The 24,799-nt window shown below is 67.1% G+C and carries 22 protein-coding genes; 17 read left to right on the top strand and 5 right to left on the bottom strand.

What is annotated here, in order from left to right:
* Window positions 1-479: 479 nt before the first annotated feature.
* From mltB to AC07WC_RS16445, 3 genes are all read left to right on the top strand, one after another.
* Window positions 480-1,628: a lytic murein transglycosylase B gene (mltB, locus tag AC07WC_RS16455; protein ID WP_495210951.1), complete on the top strand. Its 1,149-nt coding sequence runs from the start codon at window positions 480-482 to the stop codon at window positions 1,626-1,628.
* Window positions 1,625-2,932, top strand: a complete 1,308-nt coding sequence (locus tag AC07WC_RS16450; RefSeq protein ID WP_495210950.1) for a septal ring lytic transglycosylase RlpA family protein — start codon at window positions 1,625-1,627, stop codon at window positions 2,930-2,932. Before mltB ends, AC07WC_RS16450 begins: the two co-directional genes overlap by 4 nt.
* A 106-nt stretch (window positions 2,933-3,038) precedes the next feature.
* The gene (locus tag AC07WC_RS16445; RefSeq protein ID WP_495210949.1) at window positions 3,039-4,259 is read left to right on the top strand and encodes a D-alanyl-D-alanine carboxypeptidase family protein; all 1,221 of its coding nucleotides are present in this window, start codon (window positions 3,039-3,041) and stop codon (window positions 4,257-4,259) included.
* Window positions 4,260-4,330: 71 nt separating this feature from the next.
* Here AC07WC_RS16445 and AC07WC_RS16440 read toward each other — a convergent pair whose 3' ends face one another.
* Entirely contained in the window at window positions 4,331-5,395 is a 1,065-nt protein-coding gene (locus AC07WC_RS16440) for a lipid A deacylase LpxR family protein (protein ID WP_495210948.1), read from the bottom strand.
* A gap of 193 nt (window positions 5,396-5,588) precedes the next feature.
* On the opposite strand from AC07WC_RS16440, the gene AC07WC_RS16435 reads away from it, so the two are divergent.
* The 7 genes from AC07WC_RS16435 to gnd all read left to right on the top strand — a co-directional run bounded on the left by AC07WC_RS16435 (window position 5,589) and on the right by gnd (window position 12,985).
* Window positions 5,589-5,867: a DUF493 family protein gene (locus AC07WC_RS16435; RefSeq protein ID WP_495210947.1), complete on the top strand. Its 279-nt coding sequence runs from the start codon at window positions 5,589-5,591 to the stop codon at window positions 5,865-5,867.
* Window positions 5,855-6,562 carry a lipoyl(octanoyl) transferase LipB gene (gene lipB, locus AC07WC_RS16430; protein WP_495210946.1) on the top strand — a complete coding sequence of 236 codons (708 nt, stop codon included), beginning with the start codon at window positions 5,855-5,857 and terminating at the stop codon, window positions 6,560-6,562. The genes AC07WC_RS16435 and lipB overlap by 13 nt, the downstream gene beginning before the upstream one ends.
* An 18-nt stretch (window positions 6,563-6,580) precedes the next feature.
* The gene (gene lipA / locus AC07WC_RS16425; RefSeq protein ID WP_495210945.1) at window positions 6,581-7,594 is read left to right on the top strand and encodes a lipoyl synthase; all 1,014 of its coding nucleotides are present in this window, start codon (window positions 6,581-6,583) and stop codon (window positions 7,592-7,594) included.
* Window positions 7,595-7,832: 238 nt separating this feature from the next.
* The gene (locus tag AC07WC_RS16420) at window positions 7,833-10,010 is read left to right on the top strand and encodes a carboxy terminal-processing peptidase (RefSeq protein ID WP_495210944.1); all 2,178 of its coding nucleotides are present in this window, start codon (window positions 7,833-7,835) and stop codon (window positions 10,008-10,010) included.
* A 130-nt stretch (window positions 10,011-10,140) separates the two neighbouring features.
* Window positions 10,141-10,767, top strand: coding sequence for a DUF2242 domain-containing protein (locus tag AC07WC_RS16415; protein ID WP_495210943.1), 627 nt, complete (start codon window positions 10,141-10,143; stop codon window positions 10,765-10,767).
* Between the two features lie 22 nt (window positions 10,768-10,789).
* Window positions 10,790-12,079: a hypothetical protein gene (locus tag AC07WC_RS16410; RefSeq protein WP_495210942.1), complete on the top strand. Its 1,290-nt coding sequence runs from the start codon at window positions 10,790-10,792 to the stop codon at window positions 12,077-12,079.
* 3 nt (window positions 12,080-12,082) lie between these two features.
* Complete coding sequence (gnd, locus tag AC07WC_RS16405; RefSeq protein WP_495210941.1) at window positions 12,083-12,985, top strand: phosphogluconate dehydrogenase (NAD(+)-dependent, decarboxylating); 903 nt, start codon at window positions 12,083-12,085, stop codon at window positions 12,983-12,985.
* 96 nt (window positions 12,986-13,081) lie between these two features.
* Here the strand turns inward: gnd and AC07WC_RS16400 are convergent, their stop codons facing one another.
* The gene (locus AC07WC_RS16400; protein WP_495210940.1) at window positions 13,082-14,122 is read right to left on the bottom strand and encodes an oxidoreductase; all 1,041 of its coding nucleotides are present in this window, start codon (window positions 14,120-14,122) and stop codon (window positions 13,082-13,084) included.
* 170 nt (window positions 14,123-14,292) lie between these two features.
* Between AC07WC_RS16400 and AC07WC_RS16395 the strand changes: the two genes are divergently transcribed.
* The 4 genes from AC07WC_RS16395 (at window position 14,293) to AC07WC_RS16380 (ending at window position 18,654) form a co-directional block, all read left to right on the top strand.
* Window positions 14,293-14,670, top strand: a complete 378-nt coding sequence (locus AC07WC_RS16395) for a BON domain-containing protein (RefSeq protein WP_495210939.1) — start codon at window positions 14,293-14,295, stop codon at window positions 14,668-14,670.
* A gap of 207 nt (window positions 14,671-14,877) precedes the next feature.
* Window positions 14,878-16,698 (top strand): sensor histidine kinase, encoded by a 1,821-nt coding sequence (locus tag AC07WC_RS16390; protein WP_495210938.1) that lies wholly within the window; start codon window positions 14,878-14,880, stop codon window positions 16,696-16,698.
* Window positions 16,695-17,135 (top strand): response regulator, encoded by a 441-nt coding sequence (locus AC07WC_RS16385; protein WP_019186024.1) that lies wholly within the window; start codon window positions 16,695-16,697, stop codon window positions 17,133-17,135. Before AC07WC_RS16390 ends, AC07WC_RS16385 begins: the two co-directional genes overlap by 4 nt.
* A gap of 4 nt (window positions 17,136-17,139) precedes the next feature.
* Window positions 17,140-18,654, top strand: a complete 1,515-nt coding sequence (locus tag AC07WC_RS16380) for an ATP-binding response regulator (RefSeq protein ID WP_495210937.1) — start codon at window positions 17,140-17,142, stop codon at window positions 18,652-18,654.
* Here the strand turns inward: AC07WC_RS16380 and AC07WC_RS16375 are convergent, their stop codons facing one another.
* Complete coding sequence (locus AC07WC_RS16375) at window positions 18,655-19,389, bottom strand: proteasome-type protease (RefSeq protein WP_046274261.1); 735 nt, start codon at window positions 19,387-19,389, stop codon at window positions 18,655-18,657. It abuts the gene before it with no gap.
* Window positions 19,390-19,473: 84 nt separating this feature from the next.
* Between AC07WC_RS16375 and folK the strand changes: the two genes are divergently transcribed.
* A complete protein-coding gene (folK, locus tag AC07WC_RS16370) occupies window positions 19,474-19,965 on the top strand; it encodes a 2-amino-4-hydroxy-6-hydroxymethyldihydropteridine diphosphokinase (RefSeq protein ID WP_495210936.1) in 492 nt (163 codons plus the stop codon).
* Window positions 19,966-19,992: 27 nt separating this feature from the next.
* Here folK and AC07WC_RS16365 read toward each other — a convergent pair whose 3' ends face one another.
* The gene (locus tag AC07WC_RS16365) at window positions 19,993-20,730 is read right to left on the bottom strand and encodes a pteridine reductase (protein WP_495210935.1); all 738 of its coding nucleotides are present in this window, start codon (window positions 20,728-20,730) and stop codon (window positions 19,993-19,995) included.
* A 56-nt stretch (window positions 20,731-20,786) separates the two neighbouring features.
* Between AC07WC_RS16365 and AC07WC_RS16360 the strand changes: the two genes are divergently transcribed.
* A complete protein-coding gene (locus AC07WC_RS16360) occupies window positions 20,787-21,971 on the top strand; it encodes a class I SAM-dependent methyltransferase (protein WP_495210934.1) in 1,185 nt (394 codons plus the stop codon).
* A gap of 1 nt (window position 21,972) precedes the next feature.
* Complete coding sequence (locus tag AC07WC_RS16355) at window positions 21,973-22,362, top strand: VanZ family protein (protein WP_495210933.1); 390 nt, start codon at window positions 21,973-21,975, stop codon at window positions 22,360-22,362.
* A 63-nt stretch (window positions 22,363-22,425) separates the two neighbouring features.
* Here the strand turns inward: AC07WC_RS16355 and AC07WC_RS16350 are convergent, their stop codons facing one another.
* A complete protein-coding gene (locus tag AC07WC_RS16350; protein ID WP_495210932.1) occupies window positions 22,426-24,762 on the bottom strand; it encodes a family 20 glycosylhydrolase in 2,337 nt (778 codons plus the stop codon).
* Between the last annotated feature and the right edge of the window lie 37 nt (window positions 24,763-24,799).

Raw genomic sequence — 24,799 nt, 5'->3', positions numbered from 1 at the left:
CGGTTTCAGGTGCAAACGTTGTCAACGCGCGGCGACAAAAGTGAGAAGTGGCGCACAGATATGGAGCTACTTGATCTCGATCAATGGACTTGTCGCATACGGCCTGCACAATGGCGGCCCGCCAACAACGACGCGCTGAGCCAAGCATCGCGGAGGGGGAGTCTGGCGGGGAGTAGTTGACCTCACAGGGAGAGGACGAGGCGCGCGCTGGGGAGATGCGCGCCGCGCCGCTGCCGATCAGGTCTGGTTTCGCCGGTTGCGTCTGCGGGGATGGGGACGCAACCGGCAGACCTCTTGTGCGTCAGGCGTGCTCTTCCAAGTGAGACGTGCGTTGCGTTGCACTTCGACGGGAGATGAATGGGCGACGGCACTGCGCCGCTCTACACGCGGCCTTAACGGTAACGATCAAACTCAGGCAATCCGTTGAGATTCATGGTCTTAGGGGTTTTAATTCATCCATGACCTGCTAACCTGCCGCGATGATTCGACGCTCCCTGGCCTGCATGCTCACGCTCGGTTTGGTCGCTTGTGCGACCCAGCCGCAGACTCCTTCACCGACGCCGCAGGCCTCGGGTGTCCCTGTCAGGCCGCCGGTTGCCGGCAACAGAGGCCCGGCCGAAGCCGCCCCCGAGGCCGCCGGCGCCAATGCCGCCCCGGTCGACCTGACCCCGGTACCGTTCGAGGTGGCCCGCGCCAACTTTGTGCGTGACACCGCGGCCCGTTATGGCATTCCCGCCGCGCAGATCGAGGCGACCCTGGCCCAGGCGCAGATCCGTGATCCGATCATCGCCGCGATGTCGCGTCCGGCCGAACGGGTCAAGCCGTGGAACGAGTACCGGCCGATGTTCATCAGCCAGGCGCGGATCGAGGGGGGAAAGAAATTCCTCGCCCAGCACCGCGATGAGCTGATGCGCGTGCAGCAGCGCACCGGCGTGCCGGCCGAAGTGATCGTGGCGATCATCGGCGTGGAAACCAGCTATGGCGGCAACACCGGCAGCTACCGCGTGCTCGATGCCCTGTACACGCTGGCCTTCAAGTATCCGCGCAGCGGCGACCCGGCCAAGCTCGAACGCGAAGTGCGCCGCGAGTTGTTCTTCCGCGACGAGTTGTCACGCCTGTTCGCGCTGACCCGCGACGAGAAGCTGGACATCACCGCGATCAAGGGCAGCTACGCCGGCGCGATGGGCATGGGTCAGTTCATGCCCTCCAGCTACCTCGACTATGCGGTGGACGGCAACGGCGACGGTCGTCGCGACCTGTTCAACAGCTACGACGATGTGTTCTCGTCGATCGCCAACTACTTCGTCAAGAAGGGCGGTTGGGTCCGTGGTGGCCCGGTCGCCGTGCCGGCCACGCTGCAGGCCGGTCGTGAAGAATTCAATCCGACCGAATGGGCACCCACCTGGACCCTGTCCGAGCTGGCCCAGCGTGGTTACCAGCCGAGCGTGCCGGTCGCGGCGGGCCTGACCGCCACCCCGATCACGCTGGAAGGCAGCACCGGCAAGCAGTACTGGCTGGGCTTCCAGAATTACTACGCGATTACCCGCTACAACCTCTCGAAAATGTATGCGATGGCCGTGTACCAGTTGTCCCAGGCCATCGCCGGACAGGAGTTGCCGCCGGCATGAACACGATCGCACGCTCCAGATGGCTGATCCCGGGTCTGTTGATACTGGCACTGGCCGCCTGCAGCAGTGCGCCGAAGAAACCCGGTGCCAGCAGCGCCGGCAGCAGCAAGCCGTCCGGCGCGGTGGTGCAGGGCAAAGGCGGGCGTCCGGCGCATTGCCCCGAAGGTTCCCCCTACAAGGCCGCTGCGGAAGATCCGAGCACGCGCGGCGATTACCGCGCCGGCGGGTTGTACAAGCCAGGCGTGAATGACAGCACCCCGACCTACATCCCCAACGTGGCCTGCATCCCCGAGCCGGAAGTGGTCGACCTGCCGCGCTCGCCGATCGGCAACAAATCGCCGTATGTGGTGCTGGGCAAGCAGTACCAGGTGATGGACAAGACCCGCGGCTATGCCGAGAAGGGGACCGCCTCGTATTACGGCGCCAAGTTCCACGGCCGGCTGACCTCCAACCGCGAGGTGTACGACATGTACGCCTTCACTGCCGCCCACAAGACGCTGCCGCTGCCGAGCTTCGCCCGGGTGACCAACCTGGACAACGGCGAATCGGTGATCGTGCGCGTCAATGATCGCGGCCCGTTCCACGAGGGTCGCGTGGTCGATCTCAGTTACGCCGCCGCCGTGCGATTGGGCATCACCCAGCGCGGCACCGGCAATGTGGAAGTGCGTGCGCTCGCCCCGGGCGACGACAACCTGATGGCCGACAAGCCCAGCCGCCGCGAGCGTCGCGAGATTGCGGCCGCCGCCGCCGCGCCCCCCAGCGCCGCCGTGCGCAGCGCCAGCGAGATGGATGCGCTGGTCGGCAAGCTGCCGGCCGCCACGGCGACCGCCGCCGCCAAACCGGCCGGCGAGCAGTATCGCTATCGCGTGGCCGATGCGGCCAAGCCGGGCAACGCCGACAACTTCGATCACTGGATGCGCGACAACGGCGTGCGCGTGGCCACCGGCAAGCCCGCCACCACCCAGGCTGCCAGCGTGGACAGTGCGCCGGTGCAGGTGGCCGCATTGCCCGCCGCCGCACCCGCGGCGCGCCCGGCACCGACGCCCGGCGCGACACTCTCCCAGCAGGTGCTCGGCAGCGTGCTGCTGCAGGTCGCCAGCTTCGCCAGCCGCGACAATGCCACGCGCGCGCTCGGCCAGTTGTCCTCGGCCGGCATCGCCGGGGCCAGCATCAGCGATATCGTCAGTGGCGGGCGCACCCTGTGGCGCCTGCGCGTCCCGGCCCCGGACCATGCCAGCGCCTCGGAACTTGCCGGCCGGATTGCCGGTCTGGGCTTCGGGGCGCCGCAGATCGTGAAGGACTGAGCCTTCCACTGCCTGCGGCACGCCAGCGCGTGCCGCCGCTCCTTGGGCCTACAATGCCCGTTATCCCTCATCCACCCCTTGGCGCCCTCCAGGAGCTTGCTGTCCGATGAAATTCCGCTTTGCCGCCGCTGCCATGGCCACGACCCTGTTCGTGGGCATGGTCTCCGCCCAGACCCCCCTACCGACCCCGGCACCGGCGCCTGCTCCCGCCGCCGCCGCCGCTCCGGCCACCGTAGCGACCCCGCCGGCGCCCAAGCCCAGCATTTCCAAAGCCTGGATCCTGATGGATTACGCCACCGGCCAGGTCCTGGCCGGTGAGAACGTGCACGAGCAACTGGCCCCGGCCAGCATCACCAAGGTGATGACCTCGTATGTCGTGGCCGCCGAGGTCAAGAACGGCAAGGTCCGCACCGACGACCAGGTGATGATGAGCGAGCGCGCCTGGCGCGAGGGTGGCGCCGGTACCGATGGCAGCTACAGTGGCTTCCCGGTCAATCAGACCGCCCGCCTGGAAGACATGGAAAAGGGCATGGCGATCCAGTCCGGCAACGATGCCGCGATCGCCCTGGCCGAACACGTGGCCGGCAGCGAAGAGGCCTTCGCCTCACTGATGAACAGCTACGCCGCCAAGATCGGCATGAAGGACTCGCACTTCGTCAATGCCCACGGCCTGAGTGCTCCGGGCCACCACACCACCGCTTACGACCTGGCCCTGCTCGGCCGCGCGATGGTGCGTGATTACCCGGAAACCTACGCCTACAACAAGGTGAAGGAATTCACCGTCGGCAACATCACCCAGCCCAACCGCAACCTGCTGCTGTGGCGGGACCAGAGCGTGGACGGCATCAAGACCGGCCACACGTCCGAAGCCGGTTACTGCCTGATGAGCTCGGCCCAGCGCGGTGATCAGCGCCTTGTCGCCGTGGTGCTCGGTGGCGGCTCCGAGAAGCAGCGCGCCGATGACAGCCTGGCGCTGCTCAACTGGGGCTTCCGCTTCTTCGAAACCCACCGCATGTACGAGCCGGGCAAGGTCGTGGCCGAGCACAAGGTGTGGAAGGGCAAGACCGACAAGCTGCAGTTGGGCGTGGCCCAGCCGATGCTGGTCAGCGTCCCGCGCGGCCGCTACAACGATCTCAAGCCGAGCATCGATGTTCCCAAGACGCTCGAAGCTCCGTTCACTGCCGGCCAGCAGGTCGGTACCCTGAAGGTGATGCTGGACAACCAGGTGGTCGCCCAGGCGCCGCTGGTCGCCGTGGCCGCCGTGGAAGAGGCCGGTTTCTTCAAGCGGCTGTGGGACAGCTTCTGGATGTGGTGGGAATCGGAGTAATCCGGTTCGATCGCACCAAAGAAAAAGACCGGCGAACGCCGGTCTTTTTTTGTCTCACGCCCGTCGCGGGCTTACATCGAGCGGCTGATCGTGAAGCTGCCGAACACCGGTGCCTCACGCTGCCCATCGAATTCGCGCGTGCTGTGGTAACGCGCCAGCGCGAACTTCCAGCGACCACGCATCACCGCCAGGCCATAACCGGCGGTCCCCACCACCGAGCGCTTGTCGACACTGTGGCTGTTGCGGAAGGTATTACCGTCCAGCGTGATATCGCGGATCACCCAGGCTGCATCCGTCGTCGCGAACAGATGCCACGACCATCCACCCGGCTTGCCGCCACGTGTCGGTGCCGTGTTCTCACCTGCCGGGCGCAGCGGCGTGCTGCCGAAATCGTCCGGCAGCTTCCAGCCGAAACGGACTTCGCCACCGGCATTGAGGTGGGTGGCCAGGTTGCCTACCGCGCCACCGTAGTGACTGATCGCATCCCAGCCCCAGCCGCCCAGGTTCTCACTGGCATCGGCCGGCCACCGGCGCATCCGCTCGTGCGTGAGCATGAACACCGGCTCGTTGTGCAGCTGGTTGTCCCAGCCCTGGAACTTCTCATCGCCGAGCAGCTCGTGCACCGCGTTCTGCACTTCCTCGCCCTGCGCCCACGGACCCACCACGCCCAACGCCAGCTGGGTGGTCTGCAGGCGGTCGCCCCGGCGTGCGTTGTAGCCGAAGCTGGCGATCAGCACCCCGGCATATGGGCGGTCGTCCTCGATCAGATCCTTCCGGGTGAAATCGGTGGGGGTGAAAATGCCCTGGCCCACGCTGAAGATCATGTTCTGCTGCTCGAACTCGCCCGGGTGCAGCCGTTCCAGATGGCTGTTGACCCAGCGCGCCAACCGCGGCAGGCACGGATCGTCGGTGTAATCGACCAGATTAGGCGACACGAAGGTGATCTGGGCGCCATTGGTATAGCCCTGATCCTGGTCCTTGCCGCCGAACAGGTCGTTATCGACGCGGAAGTTGATCTGGGGTGGGTGCTCGCGCATTGCATCGGGCCCACATTGAGCGGCGGCGTGGGCGGCGGGCGCGGCCAAGGCCAGGACGCCGGCGAGAGCGGCCGGCAGCGCAAAGGGCTTCAAGGACATGGGATACCAGACAGGGATTTATTCTTTCTTAAGCCGATACAGGGTAGTGGGAGCGTGATGCCGTGAACAGTTCCGCGCACGCACTGCTGTGTATCAGCGGCGATAGCGGGGTTTTCACGTGCCGTTCGGTGCCGCTGTGGGCACGATCATGCAGCGCTTGGGTTCGGGGGCGGGCATCCCCATAATCCCGGACATGGAGATCAAGTCTGACAACCCCGACCACGGCTTCCAGTTTCCCGGCCAGTTCGAACTCAGCGCCATGGGCGCGGCCGGCAAGGATCTGGAACGCGAACTGCCGCGCCTGCTTGAGCTGGCCGGCGTGGATGTGCTGAGCGAGCGCATCAGCTGGAAACACTCGTCCAACGGCAAGTATGTGTCGGTGCGGCTGGTGTTCAAGGCCGATAATCGCGAGCAGTACGACGCCGCCCACAACGCCCTGCGCGACCACCCGGAAGTGAAGTGGACGCTGTAACCAGCTGCGCCACCGCCGCGGCCCCGGGCGACCGGGCGCCGCAGCCGGCGATCGCGCGTGACCTTGGCCGCCAGCCCTATGCCCCGGTCTGGCACGCCATGCAGCGCTTCACCGATGCCCGCACCGAAGCCACCCGCGACGAACTGTGGGTGGTCGAGCATGACCCGGTGTTCACCCTGGGCCAGGCCGGCAAGGACGAGCACGTGCTCGCCCCCGGCGAGATTCCCGTCCTGCATGTCGACCGTGGCGGCCAGGTGACCTACCACGGCCCCGGCCAGCTGGTGATCTACCCGCTGCTGCAGCTGCGGCGGCTGGGGATCGGCGTGCGCGACTACGTGTGCCGCATCGAGCAGGCGATCATCGACACCCTGGATGAATGGAACATCAGCGCAGGGCGCCTGGATGGCGCGCCCGGGGTCTACGTGGGCGGGGCGAAGGTGGCCGCGCTCGGCATCCGCGTCCGCCGCGGCTGCACTTTCCATGGCCTGTCCTTCAATGTGGCGATGGACCTGGAACCGTTCCGCCGGATCAACCCCTGTGGCTATCAAGGGCTGCAGGTGACCTCGGTGGTAGACTTGGGGGGACCGTCCGGCATGGCGGCCGTCACGCCGGTGCTGCTGGGCCATCTGGCCCGCCAGTTCGGCCTGGCCCTCGAGCCGGCCGCTGAATTACCCGATTTGACTGACGCGGCGTGAACGCCGCCGACCAAGGCCATGACTGAAACCACCGCTCGCATCATTCCCCTGCAGGTCGTGCAGGGCGACTCGCCGTCCGCCGCCCCGTTGCAGACGGGCGTCAAACAGATCGGCGGTGACAAGATCGGCCGCTCGCCGGTGCAGTTCGCCGACGTGCCGGTGCTGCGCAAGCCGTCGTGGATCCGCGTGCGGATTCCCTCCGGCAACGCCGTGCAGAACCTCAAGGCCAAGCTGCGCGAGAACCGCCTGGTCACGGTCTGCGAGGAAGCCAGCTGCCCCAACATCCACGAGTGCTTCAGCCACGGCACCGCGACCTTCATGATCCTCGGCGAGGTCTGCACCCGCCGCTGTTCGTTCTGCGACGTCGCCCACGGCCGGCCCAAGCCGCCGGACGCCAATGAACCGGCCAGCCTGTCCCAGACCGTGGCCGACATGGGCCTGAAGTACGTGGTGGTGACCAGCGTCGACCGCGATGACCTGCGCGACGGCGGTGCCCAGCACTTCGCCGACTGCATCGGTGCCATCCGCGCCAAGTCGCCCAACACCAAGATCGAAGTGCTGACCCCGGACTTCCGCGGCAAGGGCCGCATGGAGCGCGCGCTGGAGATCCTGGCGACCAATCCGCCGGATGTGTTCAACCACAACATCGAAACCGTCCCGGACCTGTATCGCAACGTGCGTCCGGGTGCGGACTACCAGTGGTCGCTGACCCTGCTCAAGAAGTTCAAGGCCCAGCATCCGGAGATCGCCACCAAGTCCGGCATCATGCTCGGCCTGGGCGAGACCCTGGAGCAGGTGCAGGCCACCCTGCGCGACCTGCGCGAGCACGATGTGGACATGATCACGATCGGCCAGTACCTGCAGCCGACCGCGCACCACCACCCGGTGCTGCGTTACTGGACGCCCGAGGAATACAAGGCGCTGGAGGAGTACGGCAACGCGCTGGGCTTCAGCCACGTCGCTTCCGGTCCGATGGTGCGCTCGTCCTACCACGCCGACCGCCAGGCCGCCGACGCTGGCGTCGCCGGTTGATGCAGCGGGCCCTTCGGGGCCCGTTCTGCCAATCCCACCCGCCTCTCCCCGGCCGCGGCCCTGAACCGCGGATGGCCGCTGGCCCGCGCCTGCGCGCCGTCCCCCCCGGTATTCACAAATTTCTCCGACGGCCTCGGTAGGCTGAAGGCCCCGGTGACAAACGCGGCAACTTTCGGCACTGTCGTGGTGTCTGTAATGCACGCAGTCTCTCCCTTGGCAAGGTGCCACGAGCTAGTCCATGAAATTCAAAGCCCCCGCATTCCTGATGGCCCTGGCGCTCACCGCGCCGATGGCACTGGCCGCCTACGCCGATTCGCCCGCGCTGCCCTCGGCCGCCACGGCCGACCAGGTGACCACCTCCAAGCTGGTCTACGGACTGCTGTCGGACAGCCGTTACGCCTACCGGCCGCGCGCACTCGATGCAGCGACCTCCAAGGACGTCTTCAAGCGCTATCTGGAATCGCTCGATAGCAGCAAGCAGTTCTTCACCCAGGCCGACATCACCCGCTTCGCGCCGTTCGAGGCCAACATCGCCTCCGCCATCCGCGGCGGCGAGCTGGAACCGGCGTTCCAGGTGTTCGCGGTCTACAAGCAGCGCGTCGGCGAGCGCGTCGGCTATGCGCGCAAGCTGCTCAAGCAGGACTTCGATTTCAGCACCGACGAACGCTTCGAGTACGACCGCAAGGACGTGCCGTGGGCGGCGAGCAGCGCCGAGCTGGACGACCTGTGGCGCAAGTCGGTCAAGAACGACTGGCTGCGCCTGAAGCTGGCGGGCAAGCAGCCGGCCGAAATCCGCAAGACGCTGGACAAGCGTTACGCCACCCTGGAAAAGTCGGTCAATGAGTTGAAGGGCGAGGACGTGTTCCAGTTCTTCCTCAACGCCTACACCAGCGCCGTGGATCCGCACACGGACTACTTCACCCCGCGCACCGCCGAGAACTTCAACCAGGCGATGTCGCTGTCGCTGGAAGGCATCGGCGCGCAGCTGCAGCGGCAGGACGACATGGTCGTGATCCGCGAGGTCATCGCCGGTGGCCCGGCTGCCGTCAACGGCACGCTGAAGCCGGGCGACCGCATCGTCGGCGTCGGGCAGGGCAAGTCCGGTCCGCTGGAAGACGTGATCGGCTGGCGCATCGATGATGTGGTGGCCAAGATCCGTGGCAAGAGCGACACCCAGGTCCGTCTGGAATTCATCCCGGCCGAGGAAGGCGTGGACGGCAAGCACCATACCCTGGTGCTGACCCGCCAGAAGGTGCGCCTGGCCGAACAGGCCGCCAAGGGCGAGACCCTGACCATCCCGGCCAAGGACGGGGAACCCGAGCGCAAGGTGGGTGTGATCAAGCTGCCGACCTTCTATCAGGACTTCGAGGGCCGCCGCCGCAATGCGGCCGATTACGCCTCGGCGACCCGCGACGTGGCCAAGTTGCTGGCCGGCTTCAAGGCCGACAAGCTCGACGGCGTCGTGCTCGACCTGCGCAACAACGGCGGCGGCTCGCTGGATGAAGCGATCGAGCTGACCGGCCTGTTCATCGAGCAGGGCCCGGTGGTGCAGGTGCGCGAATCCGGTGGCCGCGTCACCGTCAACAGCGACCGCAGCGACGTGGTGGCGTGGGACGGCCCGTTGGCGGTGCTGATCAATCGTGGCTCGGCCTCGGCCTCGGAGATCTTCGCCGGTGCCATCCAGGATTACGGCCGTGGCCTGGTGATCGGTGAGACCACCTTCGGCAAGGGCACCGTGCAGAACATCGTCGACCTCGACCGTTGGCCGAGTGGCGAGTCTCAGCGCTTCGGCCAGGTCAAGCTGACCATCGCCCAGTTCTTCCGCGTCAGCGGCAGCAGCACCCAGCACAAGGGCGTGGTGCCCGACCTGGCCTTCCCGGCCAGCGTGGACGCCAGCGAATACGGGGAAAGCACCTACGACAACGCGCTGCCGTGGACCCGCATCGCCGCCGTGCCGCATACCCAGTACGGCAACTTCGGCCCGCTGCTGCCCAAGCTGGAAAGCCGCCACGGCACCCGTATCGCTGCCGACAAGGAGTTCCAGTGGTGGAACGAGGATGTCGAGCAGTTCCGCGCCGAGAAGGCCAAGAAGTACATCTCGCTTAACGAGGCCGAGCGCCGCGCCGAGCGTGAAAAGCAGGACAAGCAGCGCACCGATCGCCAGGCGATCCGCAAGCAGCTGGGCCTGGATCTGGACCCGCTGGCCGACGACAGCAATGACGATGGCCTGACCGGCAACGAACGCGACATCGTCAAGGATGCCGCCCGCGAGAAGGCCGCTGAAAAGCGTCCGGATCCACTCCTGCGCGAGTCGGCCGCGATCCTGGCCGATGCGGTGAACCTGCTCGAGGCCGATCGCCCGCTGTCGGCCCAGGTGCTGCCGCAGTCGACCGCCGTCGGCCGCTGGGCGGACTGACCGCACCGGCCGCCGCCAGCTGAACAGGTGACAACTCCACAGGCCGCCCTTCGGGGCGGCCTGTGCGTATCCACCTCCTGCCAACGCGCACAGGTCTATCCTTGGAGGCTGGATTTCCGCAGGAGCGGCCATGCGCTTTCGTCGTGTACGTTCGATCCCGATGCTGGCGGTGTTCGCCGCCCTGACCGCCTGTGGCGGCCGCGCGGCCGATTCCACCCTGATCCGCGAGTCGTTCGATTCCGGGGACACCTATTCGCGCACCGTGCCCGGACCGCCGGCCCAGGCCTGCGAAGCCGCGCGCCGGACCCTGCTCAGCCAGGGCTATGCGATCGCCCGTGCGGGCGATGATGCAGTGGAAGGCAACAAGAACTTCCAGCCCAAGGATGAAGAACACGAGCAGTTGGTGCTGCGTATTTCGTGTGCGCCACGCGGCGACCAGGCGCTGGTGTTCGTCAGCGCGGTGCAGGACCGTTACGCATTGAAGAAGAGCCCGACCTCGGCCAGTGTCGGCGTGGGCGCGCTGGGCTCGGTGTCGCTGCCGTTCGGCAGCAATGACGACTCCTTGGTGAAAGTCGCCAGCAGCACCGTGCAGGACGCCACCTTCTATCGCCGCTTTTTCGAGCGCCTGCAGCAGTACCTGCCAGCGGCGGCTGTTCCCGCTCCCACCCCGGCAGCCATGCCGGCCGCAGCCCCCGCCGCGGCGGTGGAGCCGACGCCTGCCACGGTGGTAAGCGATACCCCGGCGTCCCTGCGCTGAGCGGGCAGCGGTGCGGCGCGCCATGGCAACAGGATCGCGGCGCTGGCGCTGGCACTGCGGTGCGCTCGCGGCGCTGCTGGGGCTGATCCCGGCAGGCAGTGCGTGGAGCGCGGCATCCTGCGCGCAGAGCGTGTTGGAGGACCTCGGCTGGCAGATCGACGCGGCCGACATCGACGCTCCGCAGGTGCATGGCGGCCCGGTCTGCGAGCGCGCCGATCTGCGCCAGGCGCAGGCGGCCGGCGACCTGCGCGTGCAGTTGCCGCGGCAGTGGTCGGCGGACCAGCGGCGGTCGTGGCTGCCGACCTTGTTCGATGACCCGGCCACGGTCTGCGCGTATGCATTCAAGCTCGGCGCAGCCACGCGCCGGGCCGCCACCGCCCTGCAGGACAACGACGGCTTCCGCTTCTCGGCGTTGCAGCTGGGCTGGATCGGCTTCGGCGCCGGCGGCGCACAGGCCAAGGGCTGGGAGCGCTTCCGCAGCTTCGGCCGTGGCTATCAGCCAGCCGAGGCCAACAGCGCGGCGCTGCAGACGTTTTACGATGGCCGCGTGCGCGCGGAGTGCGGAGTCGGCCGCCAGGTCGCGCAGCTGGCGACCCAGCGCGAGCTGTACGGCGATGCCGCCTTCGATCGCGAGTTCTCCGCCGATGAACTCTCCATCGGCACCTTCCTCACCCTGCACGAGACCGACAGCATCCTGCTGGGCCGGCATGCCGGTGAATTCCTGGCCGACGGCAAGGCCAGAAAGACCGCCCAGCGTGGGCGGCAGGCCTTCGTGGGAACGCCCGGCTTCATCGAGCACGTGTTCGAGCGCAGGTACCTGGACGACATCAACAACCAGGCCGAGAACTTCGTGGTGGTCGATGTCAGCGATGCGGCGGCACGCGCGCTGCGCGAGCACGACGGTTTCGCGTACTACGACCAGATCAACCGACGCATCTGGTCACTGGCCCAGCGCATGCCGGGCCCGGGGCCGCGCCGCTTCGAGCGCCTGTTGATCGAGCGCGATCCGATCTGGCGGCGCGAGGTGCCGGCCGAGCAGCAACCACTGCTGGAGGAACTGGACGCGCTGCTGGACGATCCGTTCTACCAGGGGTTCCTGATTTACGTGCACCCTCGCGGTATACGTCCCATCGGATATCACATCGCGCGCCTGCTCGATCGCAATCCGCGGACGCCATTCGCGATCGAGCTGGGGCTGCACAATCTGCACACGACGTTGTACCGGCGCTGGATCGACGCACAGCTGCGACAGTGCGCGGCAGCGCCGGTACCTCCCGCAACACAATCGCATTCGCAAGCTGAGCAAAGGTGAGTCATGGATATTGCAATGATCGGGCTGGGTCGCATGGGCGCCAACATGGCCGAGCGCCTGCATCGCGGCGGGCACCACGTGATCGGTGTCGACCCGGGTGAGGCCGCGCGTGTTGCGGCGGCCGAGCGCGGCTTCGAGGTCAGCGCCTCGATCGCCGAGACGCTCGCAGCGTTGCCAGTGCCGCGCGTGGTATGGCTGATGGTGCCAGCCGGCGTGGTCGACCAGACCCTGGCGTCACTGGCGCCGCATCTGTCCGAAGGTGACGTGGTGATCGACGGCGGGAACTCCTATTACAAGGACTCCATGCGCCGCAGCGAGCAGTTGCAGGGCGAGGACGTGACCTACATCGACTGCGGCACCAGCGGCGGGGTGTGGGGCCTGCAGGAGGGCTACAGCCTGATGATCGGCGGCGACACGGCCGCGGTCGAGCGGATCGGGGCGATCTTCCGCACCCTGGCACCGGGTGAGGACCGCGGCTGGGCGCATGTCGGTCCGAGCGGGGCAGGGCACTTCTGCAAGATGGTCCACAACGGCATCGAGTACGGGATGATGCAGGCCTACGCGGAAGGATTCGCGCTGATGCAGCACAAGACCGATTTCAATCTCGATCTGGCGCAGGTGGCCAAGGCCTGGCAGCACGGCAGCGTGGTGCGCTCGTGGCTGCTCGATCTCAGTGCCGATGCGCTGGGCCGCAACCCGCAGCTGGAGGGCATCGCGCCGTATGTCGAAGATTCGGGTGAAGGCCGCTGGACCGTCGCCGAAGCGATCGATCTGGACGTGCCGGCACCGGTGATCACATTGTCCCTGCTCGAACGCCTGCGCTCGCGCGAGAAGAACTCCTTCAGCGACCGCCTGCTGGCGGCGATGCGCAATGAGTTCGGTGGCCACGCGATCAAGACAACGTAAGCCCGATCGATGCGGGCCGGCGAACGTGAGCGTCCGGCCCGCAGCCCTTGCCGCGTGGATCCACCCCGGCCACCGTGGTGGGTCCAGGGCGTTGCCTCAGAGCGTTACCCGCCGCCCGCTGCGCGCACTCTCCGCACCGGCTTCCAAAAGGCGCATCAGCTGCAGCGCCTGCGCGCTGCTGACCGGCGCATCACCCACGCCCAGCATCGCATCGCGGAACTGCGCATAGAAGGTACGGTAATCACCGGGCACGTTGTCCACGGTGCTGCGCTGGGTGTGGCCGTCGGCATCGATCCGCACCAGGTGCCCGTGCTGCGGGTCCAGGCCCCAGCCCGGCGCCCCCGGTGCGATGCCGCGGCGCAGCTGGTCTTCCTGTACGTCCAGCCCGTCTTTCAGATAGCTGCCGGCATCGCCGTGCACGATGAAGCGCGGGCCGGAAGCGGCCACCAGCGAGCCGGCGTGCAGGATCGCGCGGTGACGCGGGTACTGCAGCACCGCGTGGAAATAGTCGTTGCCCACGGCATGCTCACGCTGCGCCATCAGGTCGACGCTGATCGCGCCCGGCCAGCCGAACAACTGCAGCATCTGATCCAGCAGGTGTGGACCGAAATCCATCCACAGGCCGCTGCCGGGCGCATCGCTTTCACGCCAACGATCGCGCACCTGTGGGCGGAAACGGTCGAAGTGGGAATGGCATTCGGCGACACGACCGATCCGCCCATCTTCGATCACCTGCTTCAGCGTGAGGAAGTCGGCGTCATGCCGCCGGTTCTGGAATACGGTGACGACACGCTCGGCCACCCGCGCGGCCTGCACCACCGATTCGGCTTCCGCCACGGACAGCGCGAACGGCTTGTCCACCAGCACATGCTTGCCTGCGGCGAGTGCGGCGCGGGCCAGCGGCGCATGCGCATCATTGGGCGTGGCGATCACCACCGCATCCACTGCCGGATCGTCGAACAGCTGCTGCGGGTCATCGCAGATGTGCACATCGGTGAAGCTGCGCAGCAACCGATCGCGCTGCGAGCTGACGATGCTGTGCAGGGCCAGGCCCGGTGTGTGCAGGATCAACGGCGCATGGAAGACGCTGCCGGCCAAGCCGTAGCCGATCAATCCCACCTGCAGTACGGCAGTCATGGTGCGCTCCAACATAACGGGGCAGGACAGCGTACCGGCTGCGCGCGCGGGGCGGAAACATGAACGGTTCGGCGCCAAGCTGAGCGGTTCACGGCGACGTTATGCGGCGCGCACGTCCCGTCCACGGCCCGCCACGGACACTGGCCCCACATCCGCAAAGGAATTCGAACATGACCAACACGACCCGTAATCTGCTTGCTGCTTCGCTGGCCCTGGGCATGGTGCTGGGCACCTCGTCCGCAATGGCCAAGGACCCGCCGAAGACCACCGATCATGCCGCGATGACCCACGCCGATACCCATGATTCGGCTGAGCCGGTCACCGACAGCTGGATCACCACCAAGGTCAAGACCGACCTGCTGACCAGCAAGAACGTGCCGGGCACCGAAGTGAAGGTGGAGACCGTCAACGGCGTGGTCACCCTCACCGGTACCGTGGCCAGCCAGGCCGAGCATGACAAGGCCGTGCGCGTGACCCAGCAGATCAAGGGCGTCAAGCGTGTCGACGCCGCTGGACTGAAGGTCGCCGCCGCCGCTGCCAAGCGCTGAGGCCTGCTGCACCGTTGCACAGAGCGCGCCTTCGGGCGCGCTTTTTTGTGGGCGCTGGCCGGTCCCACGCGCTGTTCAGTCAGGTGAGGGACCGCGTATTCACAAAGGGGTGGAGTATATTCAGCGCTTCGCCATCGCCATGCGGTGCGCATGCCGGCTGTACGCGCATGGGCCGGAGCAGGGGTGGCACCGAGCTGACGAGGGACTATGGCGCTGGTGTTCAGTGATCAAATCTGGGACCGCTGGCGATTGCCGGCACTGGCCCTGGCAGCGGTAGCCATCATCGTGGTGCCGTGGCTTACCCTGCGCAAGCTGGCCGATGACAACGTCGATGCGATGAACTGGGTTACCCATACCCAGGACGTCGGCGTGGCGGTGTATCAATTGCAGGCTGACGTGCGTGATGTCGAATCGGCCGCGTTGACCATGTCCAAGGGCATCGATGCGCCCGGCCTGCGCGAGCGCCTGGCCCAGGCCGACGATATCCCCGGGCGGCTGGCGCGGCTGGCCGAGCTGACCCGGGACAATCCGGATCAGCTGGTCCGGATCGGTCGCATCCAGTCCATGCTGGAACGCCGCATGGAGCTGGCCAAGCAACTTGCCCGCTCGGCGCCGGATGCCGACCAGCGTCAGCTGGTGGCCGACCTGACCACCCGCTATCCCATCCGCCGACTGGTTGAAGACCTGCAGGCCACCGAAGAGCAGCTGCTTGTCAAGCGTTCCGAAGTGTTCGCGGCCCAGCAGCGCCAGGGCGAATTCATCTCCTGGTCGGCGCTGGTGGTGCAGCTGCTGTTGCTCGGCCTGGTGCTGTGGCTGCTGCAGCGGCAGATCCGCCACCGCCTGAGCGCCGAACGTGCCTCGCTGCGCGCGGCCGGTCGTGCGGCCTCGGTGCTGCACACGGTGCGCGAGCCGATCGTGCTGCTGGACCGCAGCCTGCGCGTGCAGATGCACAATCCCGCGTTCGCCGAACTGTACGGGCTGGACGAAGAGAGCTCGGCCGAAGGGCTGCCGCTGGACAGCATCGGCGACGGTGCCTGGTCCGACGCGGTGGTCCGCCAGCGCCTGACCGACGTGCTGCTGCGCGGCCGCGAGCTGTGGGATTACGAACACGAGCAGCGCACCGCCGATGACGTGGCGCGGATCATGCTGATCAACGCGCGGCGCATGCCGTTGCCTGACAAGGATGACGAAGTGGTGCTGATGACCGTCAGCGACGTCACCGTGCAGCGCGCCGTGCAGCTGCGCGTGGAGGAACTGAACCGCCAGCTGGAAGGCAAGGTCGAGCAGGTCTCCGAAGTGAACCGCGAGCTGGAAGCCTTCAGTTATTCGGTCTCGCACGATCTGCGCGCACCGCTGCGCCACGTGGCCGGTTTCTCGGACAAGCTCACCCGCCACCTGGGCGAGGAGGCGGACGAAAAGTCCCTGCATTACCTGGGCGTGATCTCCAACTCCGCCCGGCGCATGGCCGCGCTGATCGACGATCTGCTGGTCTATTCGCGACTGGGCCGGGCGGCGATGCGACTGCAGGCGGTGGACATGCAGTCGCTGGTCGCCGATACCCGCGCCATGCTCGATGCCAATCAGCAGAGCGAGGCCGAGAACACCGGCGTACCGCACCATGTCGACTGGAAGATCGCGCCGCTGCCGATCATCGTTTCCGATGAAAACATGATGCGGCAGGTCTGGTTGAATCTGCTCGGCAACGCGATCAAGTATTCTTCCAACCGCGAGCCGGCCCGGATCGAGGTCGACTACAAACAGCAGCCTGACGGCAGCCATCTGTTCACCGTCCGCGACAACGGCGCCGGCTTCGACATGGCCTATGCCGGCAAGCTGTTCGGTGTGTTCCAACGGCTGCACAAGGCCAGCGACTACCCGGGGACGGGCATCGGCCTGGCCAGTGTGCGCCGGGTGTTGACCCGTCACGGCGGCCGCATCTGGGCCGAGTCGGCGGTCGATCAGGGCGCCACCTTCTACTTCGTTCTTCCACCCGCGCTCGACGCAATCAACAAGGGCTCCGCCGCATGACCGCTCTCCGCACCATCCTCCTTGCCGAGGACAGCCCCGCCGACGCCGAGATGGCCATCGACGCATTGAAGGAGGCCCGCCTGGCCAATCCGATCGTGCACGTCGAAGACGGCGTGGAAGCCATGGATTACCTGCTGCGCCGTGGCGCCTTCGCCAACCGTGACGAGGGCCTGCCGGCGGTGCTGCTGCTGGACATCAAGATGCCGCGCATGGACGGCCTGGAAGTGCTCAAGGAAATCCGCAACACCGAGGAGCTCAAGCGGCTGCCGGTGGTGATCCTGTCCTCCTCGCGCGAGGAAAGCGATCTGGCGCGCAGCTGGGACATGGGCGTGAACGCCTACGTGGTCAAGCCGGTGGACGTGGACCAGTTCTTCGGCGCGGTGCAGACCCTGGGCAAGTTCTGGGGCCTGATCAACCAGGCACCGGAGATCGAGTAAGCCCATGCCGCTGACCGGCCCTGCGTTGGGTGCCCTGCGGATCCTGCTCATCGAGGATTCGCCGGAAGATGCCGAACTGATGTGCGAGCAGATGCTCGACGCTGGCCTGGAGGCCAGCTTCGAGCGGGTCGAGAGCGCGCAGGAACTGCGTGGGGCGCTGGAGCGCGCCGCACCGGACATCGTGCTCTCGGACCTGAGCATGCCCGGTTTCTCCGGCAACGAGGCGCTGCAGATCGTGCGCGCCGCGTTGCCCGACGTTCCGTTCATCTTCGTGTCCGGCACGATGGGTGAGGAAAACGCGGTGGCGGCCCTGCACCAGGGCGCCAACGATTACATCATCAAGCACCAGCCGGCGCGCCTGCCTTCGGCGGTGGCCCGTGCAGTGCGCGAAGCGCGCAGCGCGATCGACCGCCAGCGCGTGGAAGCCGAGCTGATGCGTGCACAGCGGCTGGAAAGCCTGTCATTGCTGGCCGCCGGGCTCAGCCACGACCTGCGCAACATCCTGCAGCCGCTGCTGATCATGCCCGACCTGATGAAGGCGCGGACCGAAGACCCGCAGCTGCACCACCTGGCCGACATCATCGCCGAGTGCGGCCGGCGCGGTCATGAGATGGCCGAATCGATGCTGTCCTTCGTGCGCGGGTCGCGCAAGCCGAGCGAACACATCTGCCTGGTCCACCTGTTCGAGGGTGTGGAACTGCTGCTGCGCAGCAACCTGCCGGCCAAGGTAACCCTGCACCTGGAGGTAGCCGACGGCCTGGCGGTGGATGCCAATTACACCGAGCTGCAGCAGGTGCTGCTCAACCTGTCCCTGAATGCCATCCAGGCCATGCCCCATGGCGGCCGTTTGACCCTGCGTGCCGCACCGGCCGCCGATACCCATGGCGACGACTGGCTGCGCATCTCGGTGACCGATGAGGGCATCGGCATGGATGCGGACACGTTGTCGCATCTGTTCAATCCCTTCTTCACCACCAAGGCCGCCGGCACCGGCCTGGGCCTGATCTCGTGCAAGCGCATCATCGAAGGCGCGCACGGCAGCATCCACGTCGACAGCCAGCCGGGTGTGGGCACCCGCTTCGATCTGCTGCTGCCGATGCGCGAGATCACCGACACCGCCGACGCCGTGGATGGGCCGATCGCCGCCGGTACCGGGCAGTCGATCCTGGTCGTGGACGGTGAGGCGACCCGTCTGTCGCTGCTGGGCAATGCACTATCCAGCCAGGGCTACCACCTGCAGCTCGCCTCCGATGGCGCGGCCGCGCTGCGCTGGATGCAGCAGGAAAGCATGCCCGCGCTGGTGATCGCCGACGCCGGCTCCAAGCTGCTCTCGGCCAGCCATCTGCTGGGCGAGATGGCCACGCTCGGCTATCGCGGTCCGGCGCTGGTGCTGGAAGATGCAGAGGTCACCGTGCCACTGGCGGTGTTCCCGCCCGGCATCAACGTGCACGTGCTGCGCAAGCCACTGGAAATGCAGCAGGTGTTCCGTTCGGTGGCCGAGGCGCTGGAAACCGCCTGATCATCCCTCCCACGGAAACCGTGGGAGGCTGGCCACGGCCTGCTCGAGTTTGTAGGACCAGTTGCCGTGGATCTCCGCGTACAGCGGGCTGTCGCCAGCCAGGCGCATGCGCTGGGTGATGCGCAGGTCATCTTTGCGGATCAGCACCAGATCCACCGGCAACCCCACCGAGAGGTTGGAACGGATCGTCGAATCCAGCGACACGATGGCAGTGCGCGCGGCGTCTTCCAGGCGGGTCTGCGGGCGCAGGATCCTATCGAGGATCGGCTTGCCGTACTTGGACTCGCCGATCTGCAGGAACGGAGTTTCCGGCGAGGCGGCGATGGCATTGCCGAGCGGATAGATCATGTACAGCCCGGGATGCTCGCCGCCGATCTGGCCGCCGAGGATCAGCGTCGCCTGGGTCACGATGCCGTCCTGGCCAGCCTCATGCGTGCTGGATTTGACCTGGCTGTCGAGCAGGACCCGGCCCACGTATTCGGCCACCTCGAACAGATGCCGGTAGGCGCGCAGGTTTTCCGGCCGCTGTTCTTCCACGTCGCGGCGCAGCCGCGAGATCAGCAGCTGGGTGGTCGCCAGGTTGCCGGCGGCCATGATCACGAAGGCCGCTTCCCCGGGAAACTCGAACTCGTGCAGCTTGCGGTGCACGCGCACGTCGTCCAGCGACGCGTTGGTACGGGTATCGGCGGCGAAGACCAGGCCCTCGTCCACCTCGATGCCGACGCAATAGGTCATGTCGGTGTCCTATGATGTGCACCCCGATTCTATGCGCTGGCCCTGTTGGCCCGGTGTGGAATCGCCCCACGTATGCTGAATACCATGACCACTGCGCTCCTGAGCCTGGGCAGCAACCTGCAGCCGCAACAGCACCTTCACGCCGCGGTGGAGGCCCTGCGCGCGCGCTTCGGCACGATCGCGGTCTCGCCGGCCTACCGCACCGCGGCGGTGGGCTTCGACGGCCCGGATTTCCTCAACAATGCGGTGGCGATCGAGACCGATCTGCCGCTGCAGACGCTGGATGACTGGCTGCATGCACTGGAGGACGCCCATGGTCGCGACCGCAGCGGTCCGCGCTTCAGCGACCGCACCCTGGACATCGATGTGGTGTTCTACGGCGATCTGATCGTGGAAGGCCCAGGCCATCTGCGCATCCCGCGCCCGGAGCTCAAGCATGCCTTCGTGCTCAAGCCGCTGGCAGACATCGCCCCGCACTTCCGCGACCCGGTCAGCGGGTTGACCCTGGACGCGCTGTGGCAGGCCCATCGGCAGTTCGGCGAGCCGTTCGAGACGATGGACCTGTTGCCCGGCTAGGTACCGGCCGTTGGCCGGTGCGGGGGGCTACGACAATGTCCGCCCGCCATCCACGCGCAGCGTGTGGCCGGTGACGAACGCCGCCTCCGTGGCCAGCCAGTACACCGCCTCGGCGATCTCCTCGACCGTGCCGGTGCGTGCCAGCGGGGTCCGCGCCAGCAGCGCCTGCCGGGCGAAATCGTCCTTGCCCTGCTCGGGCCACAGGATCGCCCCGGGCGCGACCGCGTTGACGCGTACCTTGGGCGCCAGTTCCAGCGCCAGCGAGCGCGTCACCATTTCCAGGGCCGCCTTGGCCGCTGCGTACACCGGGTGGTCGCGCATCGGCTGGGTGCCGTGCAGATCGGTCAGGTTGACGATGCTGCCCTGCTGGCGGCGCAGGTGCGGTGCGGCGGCCTGGGCCAGCAGCAATGGCGCGCGAGCGTTGACCGCGAACAGGTCGTCCCACTGGGCGGCGCTGATTTGGCCAAGCAGGGTCGGGTAGAAGTTGGAGGCGTTGTTGACCAGCGCGTCCAACCGGCCGAACTGGGCCACGCTCTGGTCGATCAGGTCGGGCAGGGCATCGGCATCGCGCAGGTCGGCCTGCAGGGCCAGCACGCTGCCCGGGCGCAGCATGTCCATGTCGAAGGCCATCTGCTGCAGCTCGGCGGTAGAGGTGTGGGCGTGCAGCACCACCGACCAGCCACAGGCGTGGAACTGGCGGGCGATGGCCGCGCCGATCCGGCGCGCGCTGCCGGTGATCAGCGCGACGGGCGCGGTATCGGTCATCGGGGGTACTCCCTGCTCAGGCTATGCTGTGCATTGTCACCGCAATCGCCCGCGCCATGCATTCCCCACTGCCCTTCCCCGAATCCGACGCCCTGGCCCACAGCGACGAGCTGGCTGCGGCGCTGCGCGCTGAAATCCTCGCCAACGGCGGCGCGATGCCGTTCTCCCGCTTCATGGAGCTGAGCCTGTACGCGCCCGGTTGGGGCTATTACAGCGCCGGTGCCAGCAAGTTCGGTGCCGCTGGCGATTTCACCACCTCGCCGGAAATCGGCGCGCTGTTCGCTGCGACCCTGGCCAATGCGGTCGCCCCGGTGATGCAGCAGCTCGGCCCGGAAGCGCGTTTCATGGAAGTCGGTGGCGGCAGCGGCGCCTTTGCCGAAGTGATGCTCAAGCGCATGCTGGAACTGGACGCGCTGCCCGAGCGTTACGCGATCCTGGAGCCCAGCGCGGACCTTCGCGAGCGGCAGCGCGAGCGTCTGGAGCGGGCGTTGATCCCGCCGGTGTTCGCGCTGGTGGAATGGCTGGACGGTCCGTTCGATGACGACTGGGACGGCATGGTCTTCGCCAATGAGGTCATCGATGCCCTGCCGACACCACGCTTCCTCGCGCGCGATGGCATGGTCTATGAAGAGACCGTCGAGCTGGACGCCGGGGGCGCCTTCGTGCGCGGCGCGCAGCCGGCCGATGCGATGCTCAGCGCCGCCGTCCGCCACGTCGAGCATTACCGCGAAAAGCCCTTCGCCGACGGCTACCGTTCCGAACTGCTGCCGCAGCTGCCGTACTGGATCCAGGCGATCGCCGGCGGCATGAAGCGCGGCGCGATGCTGTTCGTCGATTATGGCTACCCGCGCAACGAGTATTACCAGGACGACCGCGACGACGGCACCGTGCGCGCGTTCTACCGCCACCACGTGCACAACGATCTGTACCGCTGGCCGGGCCTGCAGGATCTCACCGCCTCGGTGGATTTCACCGCGCTGGCCGAGGCCGGTACGGGCGCCGGTTTCGAGCTGGCCGGTTACTGCACCCAGGCCAGTTTCCTGCTTGGCAACGGGCTGGATACGCTGCTGGAAAAAGCCGATGCGCGCACCGACGAGATCGGCCGTGTGCGGCTGCGCGACCAGGTGAAAAAGCTGACGTTGCCGACCGAGATGGGCGAGCGCTTCCAGGTGATGGGCTTCCAGCGCGACGTGGATTTCGAACCGGCGTTCGTGCTCGGCGATCTGACCTGGCGCCTGTAAGGTGGCCGCCACGAACCTGTTGAAGCCGTTGCGTTGGCCGCGGTTCTGGCTGGCGCTGTGGTGGCTGGCGGTGCTGGGCACGATTGTGGTCTGCCTGATCCCGCCGCCGCCGATTCCGTTGCCGGACAACAGCGACAAGGTCGAGCACTTCCTCGCCTATTTCCTGCTGGCCTCGTCCGCCGTGCAGATCTACCAGCGACGCGCTGCCCTGGTCTGGGCAGCGGTCGGACTGGTTGGGCTGGGCATCGGCATCGAATTCGCCCAAGGCGCCTTGACCGTCAACCGCATGGCCGACCCGATGGACGCCCTGGCCAACAGCGTTGGCGTGCTGGCCGGCATGGCGATCGTGTTCACCCCGCTGCGCGATCTGCTGGTACGCCTGCGCGGTTGATGTTGGCAGTGCATGGCGGGAGGTGCCGGCCAGCGGCCGGCACTACCGACAGTGGCCGCGGCGTTACCGCGGCAACAGGGTCAGCTCATCCAGCACCCACATCGTCGGCCGGGTATCGCCGGTGAAGCGCACGCACAGGTTCTGCGTGCCCTTGAGCGACCGCGGCAACGCCGCCTCCAGCGTGATGAAGCCATCGGCGCCCGGCGCGGCCGGCAGCTTCACGCTGGCCAGCGGCTTGCCATCGCACTGGCCACCGAGGATGTCCATTTCCCCATGCGCGCTGCGCTTGGGCGCGAAACGGCGGTTGGGCTCGTCGTGGGCCAGCTGGAAGTAGTACGGGATCTGCCCGGCACGCACACGCAGTCTGGCGATGCCATCGACGTCTGCGTCCTTCCACAGCCAGCACGGGTTGAAGATGTCCACGTTGAAGATCGCGCGCTCGCCATCGGCCGGGCCGTCATCTTCCAGGCGCAGCAGCAGCTGGCCTTCGCCGGGGCACTGCGCGAGATGTTCGTCGGTGCGCGACAGCAGCGAGGTAGCGGTGATGTCGAAGCGGCTGGCCGCCTTGGCCAGCGCCTGGCCATTGAAGAACGTGGCCGCCTGCAGCGCCACCGGCAGCGGTTGCTGCAGAGGAGTGGTGTAGCGCGGTGACTGCGCGGTGACCGCGCTGCCGTCCACGCTGTAGTGGATGTCGTAGCCGAGCGGGCTGCGCAGGGCCAGCGTCGCGGTGCCGGCGGCGCGGTCGTCCCGGCTGTCCAGTTCCACCTGGAACGGTGTCTGCGCGTATGCGATCCCCATCGCCTGGTAACGCTGCAGCTGCGCCGGCAGGCGCGCCAGGAAATCAGCGTAGTCACGCCGTTCGCGCGGCGACCAGCCGGTCTCGGCCACGGCGGCCAGGCGCGGGAACAGGTTGTGCTGCAGGCGTGCGTAGCTGCGCGTGTGCTCGGTGAACATGTTGGCCTGCAGGCCGAGGATGTGGTGCTGCTTGTCCTTGGCCAGCGCGTCCGGCACCGGCTCGAAGCCGTACACGCGGGCCAGCGGAATGGTCGCGGGGCGGCCGGGTGGCTCGTTCGGCGAGTTGGTCTGCAGGTAATCCATGTACATGTCGGTGACCGGCGACATGACCACGTCGTGGCCCTCGCTGGCGGCTTTGAGACCGCCTTCGGTGCCGCGCCAGGACATCACCGTGGCTTCCGGCGGCAGCCCGCCCTCGAGGATCTCATCCCAGCCGATCAGGCGCCGGTCGTGCTGCTCCAGGAAGGTTTCCAGGCGCTTGATGATGTGGCTCTGCATCTCCATCTCATCGCCGGCACCCAGCTCGCGCATGCGCGCCTGCACCCGTGCCGAGGCTTCCCACTGGTCCTTGACCGCCTCGTCGCCACCGACGTGCACGTACTTGGCCGGGAACAACTGGATGACTTCTTCCAGCACGTTCTCGAGGAACTCGAAGGTGCTGTCTTCGGTGTTGAACAGGTTCGGGAACACGCCCCATTCGCTCAGCGGCTTGAGCGGGGTATCGAGGGTGCCGAGTTCCGGATAGGCCGCGATCGCCGCGGTGGCGTGGCCGGGCACGTCGATTTCAGGAATGACCTGGATATGGCGCGCGGCCGCATACGCGATCACCTCGCGGATCTGCGCCTGCGTATAGAACCCGCAGTAGGGGCGCTCGGCGCCGGTGACCGGATCGCGGCCGCCATCGCCGGCCGGAATGCGGCAGCTGCCGACCCCGGTCAGTTTCGGGTAGCGCTTGATCTCCATGCGCCAACCCTGGTCATCGGTGAGATGCCAATGGAAGGTGTTGAGCTTCTGCTCGGCCATTGCATCGAGGACCTGCTTGATCTCATCGAGGCTCTGGAAGTGGCGGGCCGAATCGAGCATCAGGCCGCGCCAGCTGAAACGGGGCGCATCGTCGATGCGCAGCGCCGGGAGCTTGCCCTCGCTGCCGCCGGTGAGCAGCTGCGAGAGGGTGGCCGCACCATAGAACAGACCGGCTTCGGTCGCGGCCTGCACGGTCGCGCCGCGCGCGTCCGAACGCAGCTGGTAGCCTTCGGCGCCGGTCTTGAGCGTGGCGTCGAGCACGAAGCGGATACCGTCCTTGCCGCGTCCTTCGCTGACCGTCACGACCGGACCGCCGCTGTCACGCAGCAGGGTGGCGAACTGCGCGGCAACGCGGCCAGCGGCCTGGCCTTGTGCATGCACCGGGGTGGTGGCGGTCACCGTGTAGCCGGCGCCGTCGAGGCGGTCGACCCTGGCCGGTGCGGGAATCAGCATCAGCGAGCCGGGCAGGGCCTGCGGGCCGTTCGGTGCCTGTGCGTCGGTGGCCTGGGCCAGCGGTGCGAGGGAAAGTGCCAGTGCGAAGGACAGCAGCGACAGCGAGGTACGACGGGTGCGGGTGTGCATCGGGTCATTCCTTTGTAGCGAATCGGGTTCCACCTGT

Source organism: Stenotrophomonas sp. GW821-FHT01H02A (assembly GCF_059422145.1).
The sequence above is the reverse complement of the archived record's forward strand: the minus strand, read 5'-3'. Positions and strand labels throughout refer to the sequence as shown.

Excerpts from the sequence above, each read along its gene's own strand:
- folK (WP_495210936.1), top strand. The coding sequence starts at position 19,474 with ATGACCACTGCGCTCCTGAGCCTGGGCAGCAACCTGCAGCCGCAACAG.
- AC07WC_RS16350 (WP_495210932.1), bottom strand. The coding sequence starts at position 24,762 with ATGCACACCCGCACCCGTCGTACCTCGCTGTCGCTGCTGTCCTTCGCA.
- AC07WC_RS16365 (WP_495210935.1), bottom strand. The coding sequence starts at position 20,730 with ATGACCGATACCGCGCCCGTCGCGCTGATCACCGGCAGCGCGCGCCGG.
- AC07WC_RS16420 (WP_495210944.1), top strand. The coding sequence starts at position 7,833 with ATGAAATTCAAAGCCCCCGCATTCCTGATGGCCCTGGCGCTCACCGCG.
- AC07WC_RS16450 (WP_495210950.1), top strand. The coding sequence starts at position 1,625 with ATGAACACGATCGCACGCTCCAGATGGCTGATCCCGGGTCTGTTGATA.
- AC07WC_RS16445 (WP_495210949.1), top strand. The coding sequence starts at position 3,039 with ATGAAATTCCGCTTTGCCGCCGCTGCCATGGCCACGACCCTGTTCGTG.
- gnd (WP_495210941.1), top strand. The coding sequence starts at position 12,083 with ATGGATATTGCAATGATCGGGCTGGGTCGCATGGGCGCCAACATGGCC.
- AC07WC_RS16400 (WP_495210940.1), bottom strand. The coding sequence starts at position 14,122 with ATGACTGCCGTACTGCAGGTGGGATTGATCGGCTACGGCTTGGCCGGC.
- AC07WC_RS16410 (WP_495210942.1), top strand. The coding sequence starts at position 10,790 with ATGGCAACAGGATCGCGGCGCTGGCGCTGGCACTGCGGTGCGCTCGCG.
- AC07WC_RS16375 (WP_046274261.1), bottom strand. The coding sequence starts at position 19,389 with ATGACCTATTGCGTCGGCATCGAGGTGGACGAGGGCCTGGTCTTCGCC.
- AC07WC_RS16390 (WP_495210938.1), top strand. The coding sequence starts at position 14,878 with ATGGCGCTGGTGTTCAGTGATCAAATCTGGGACCGCTGGCGATTGCCG.
- AC07WC_RS16415 (WP_495210943.1), top strand. The coding sequence starts at position 10,141 with ATGCGCTTTCGTCGTGTACGTTCGATCCCGATGCTGGCGGTGTTCGCC.
- AC07WC_RS16440 (WP_495210948.1), bottom strand. The coding sequence starts at position 5,395 with ATGTCCTTGAAGCCCTTTGCGCTGCCGGCCGCTCTCGCCGGCGTCCTG.
- lipA (WP_495210945.1), top strand. The coding sequence starts at position 6,581 with ATGACTGAAACCACCGCTCGCATCATTCCCCTGCAGGTCGTGCAGGGC.
- mltB (WP_495210951.1), top strand. The coding sequence starts at position 480 with ATGATTCGACGCTCCCTGGCCTGCATGCTCACGCTCGGTTTGGTCGCT.
- AC07WC_RS16380 (WP_495210937.1), top strand. The coding sequence starts at position 17,140 with ATGCCGCTGACCGGCCCTGCGTTGGGTGCCCTGCGGATCCTGCTCATC.
- AC07WC_RS16435 (WP_495210947.1), top strand. The coding sequence starts at position 5,589 with ATGGAGATCAAGTCTGACAACCCCGACCACGGCTTCCAGTTTCCCGGC.
- AC07WC_RS16385 (WP_019186024.1), top strand. The coding sequence starts at position 16,695 with ATGACCGCTCTCCGCACCATCCTCCTTGCCGAGGACAGCCCCGCCGAC.
- AC07WC_RS16360 (WP_495210934.1), top strand. The coding sequence starts at position 20,787 with ATGCATTCCCCACTGCCCTTCCCCGAATCCGACGCCCTGGCCCACAGC.
- AC07WC_RS16395 (WP_495210939.1), top strand. The coding sequence starts at position 14,293 with ATGACCAACACGACCCGTAATCTGCTTGCTGCTTCGCTGGCCCTGGGC.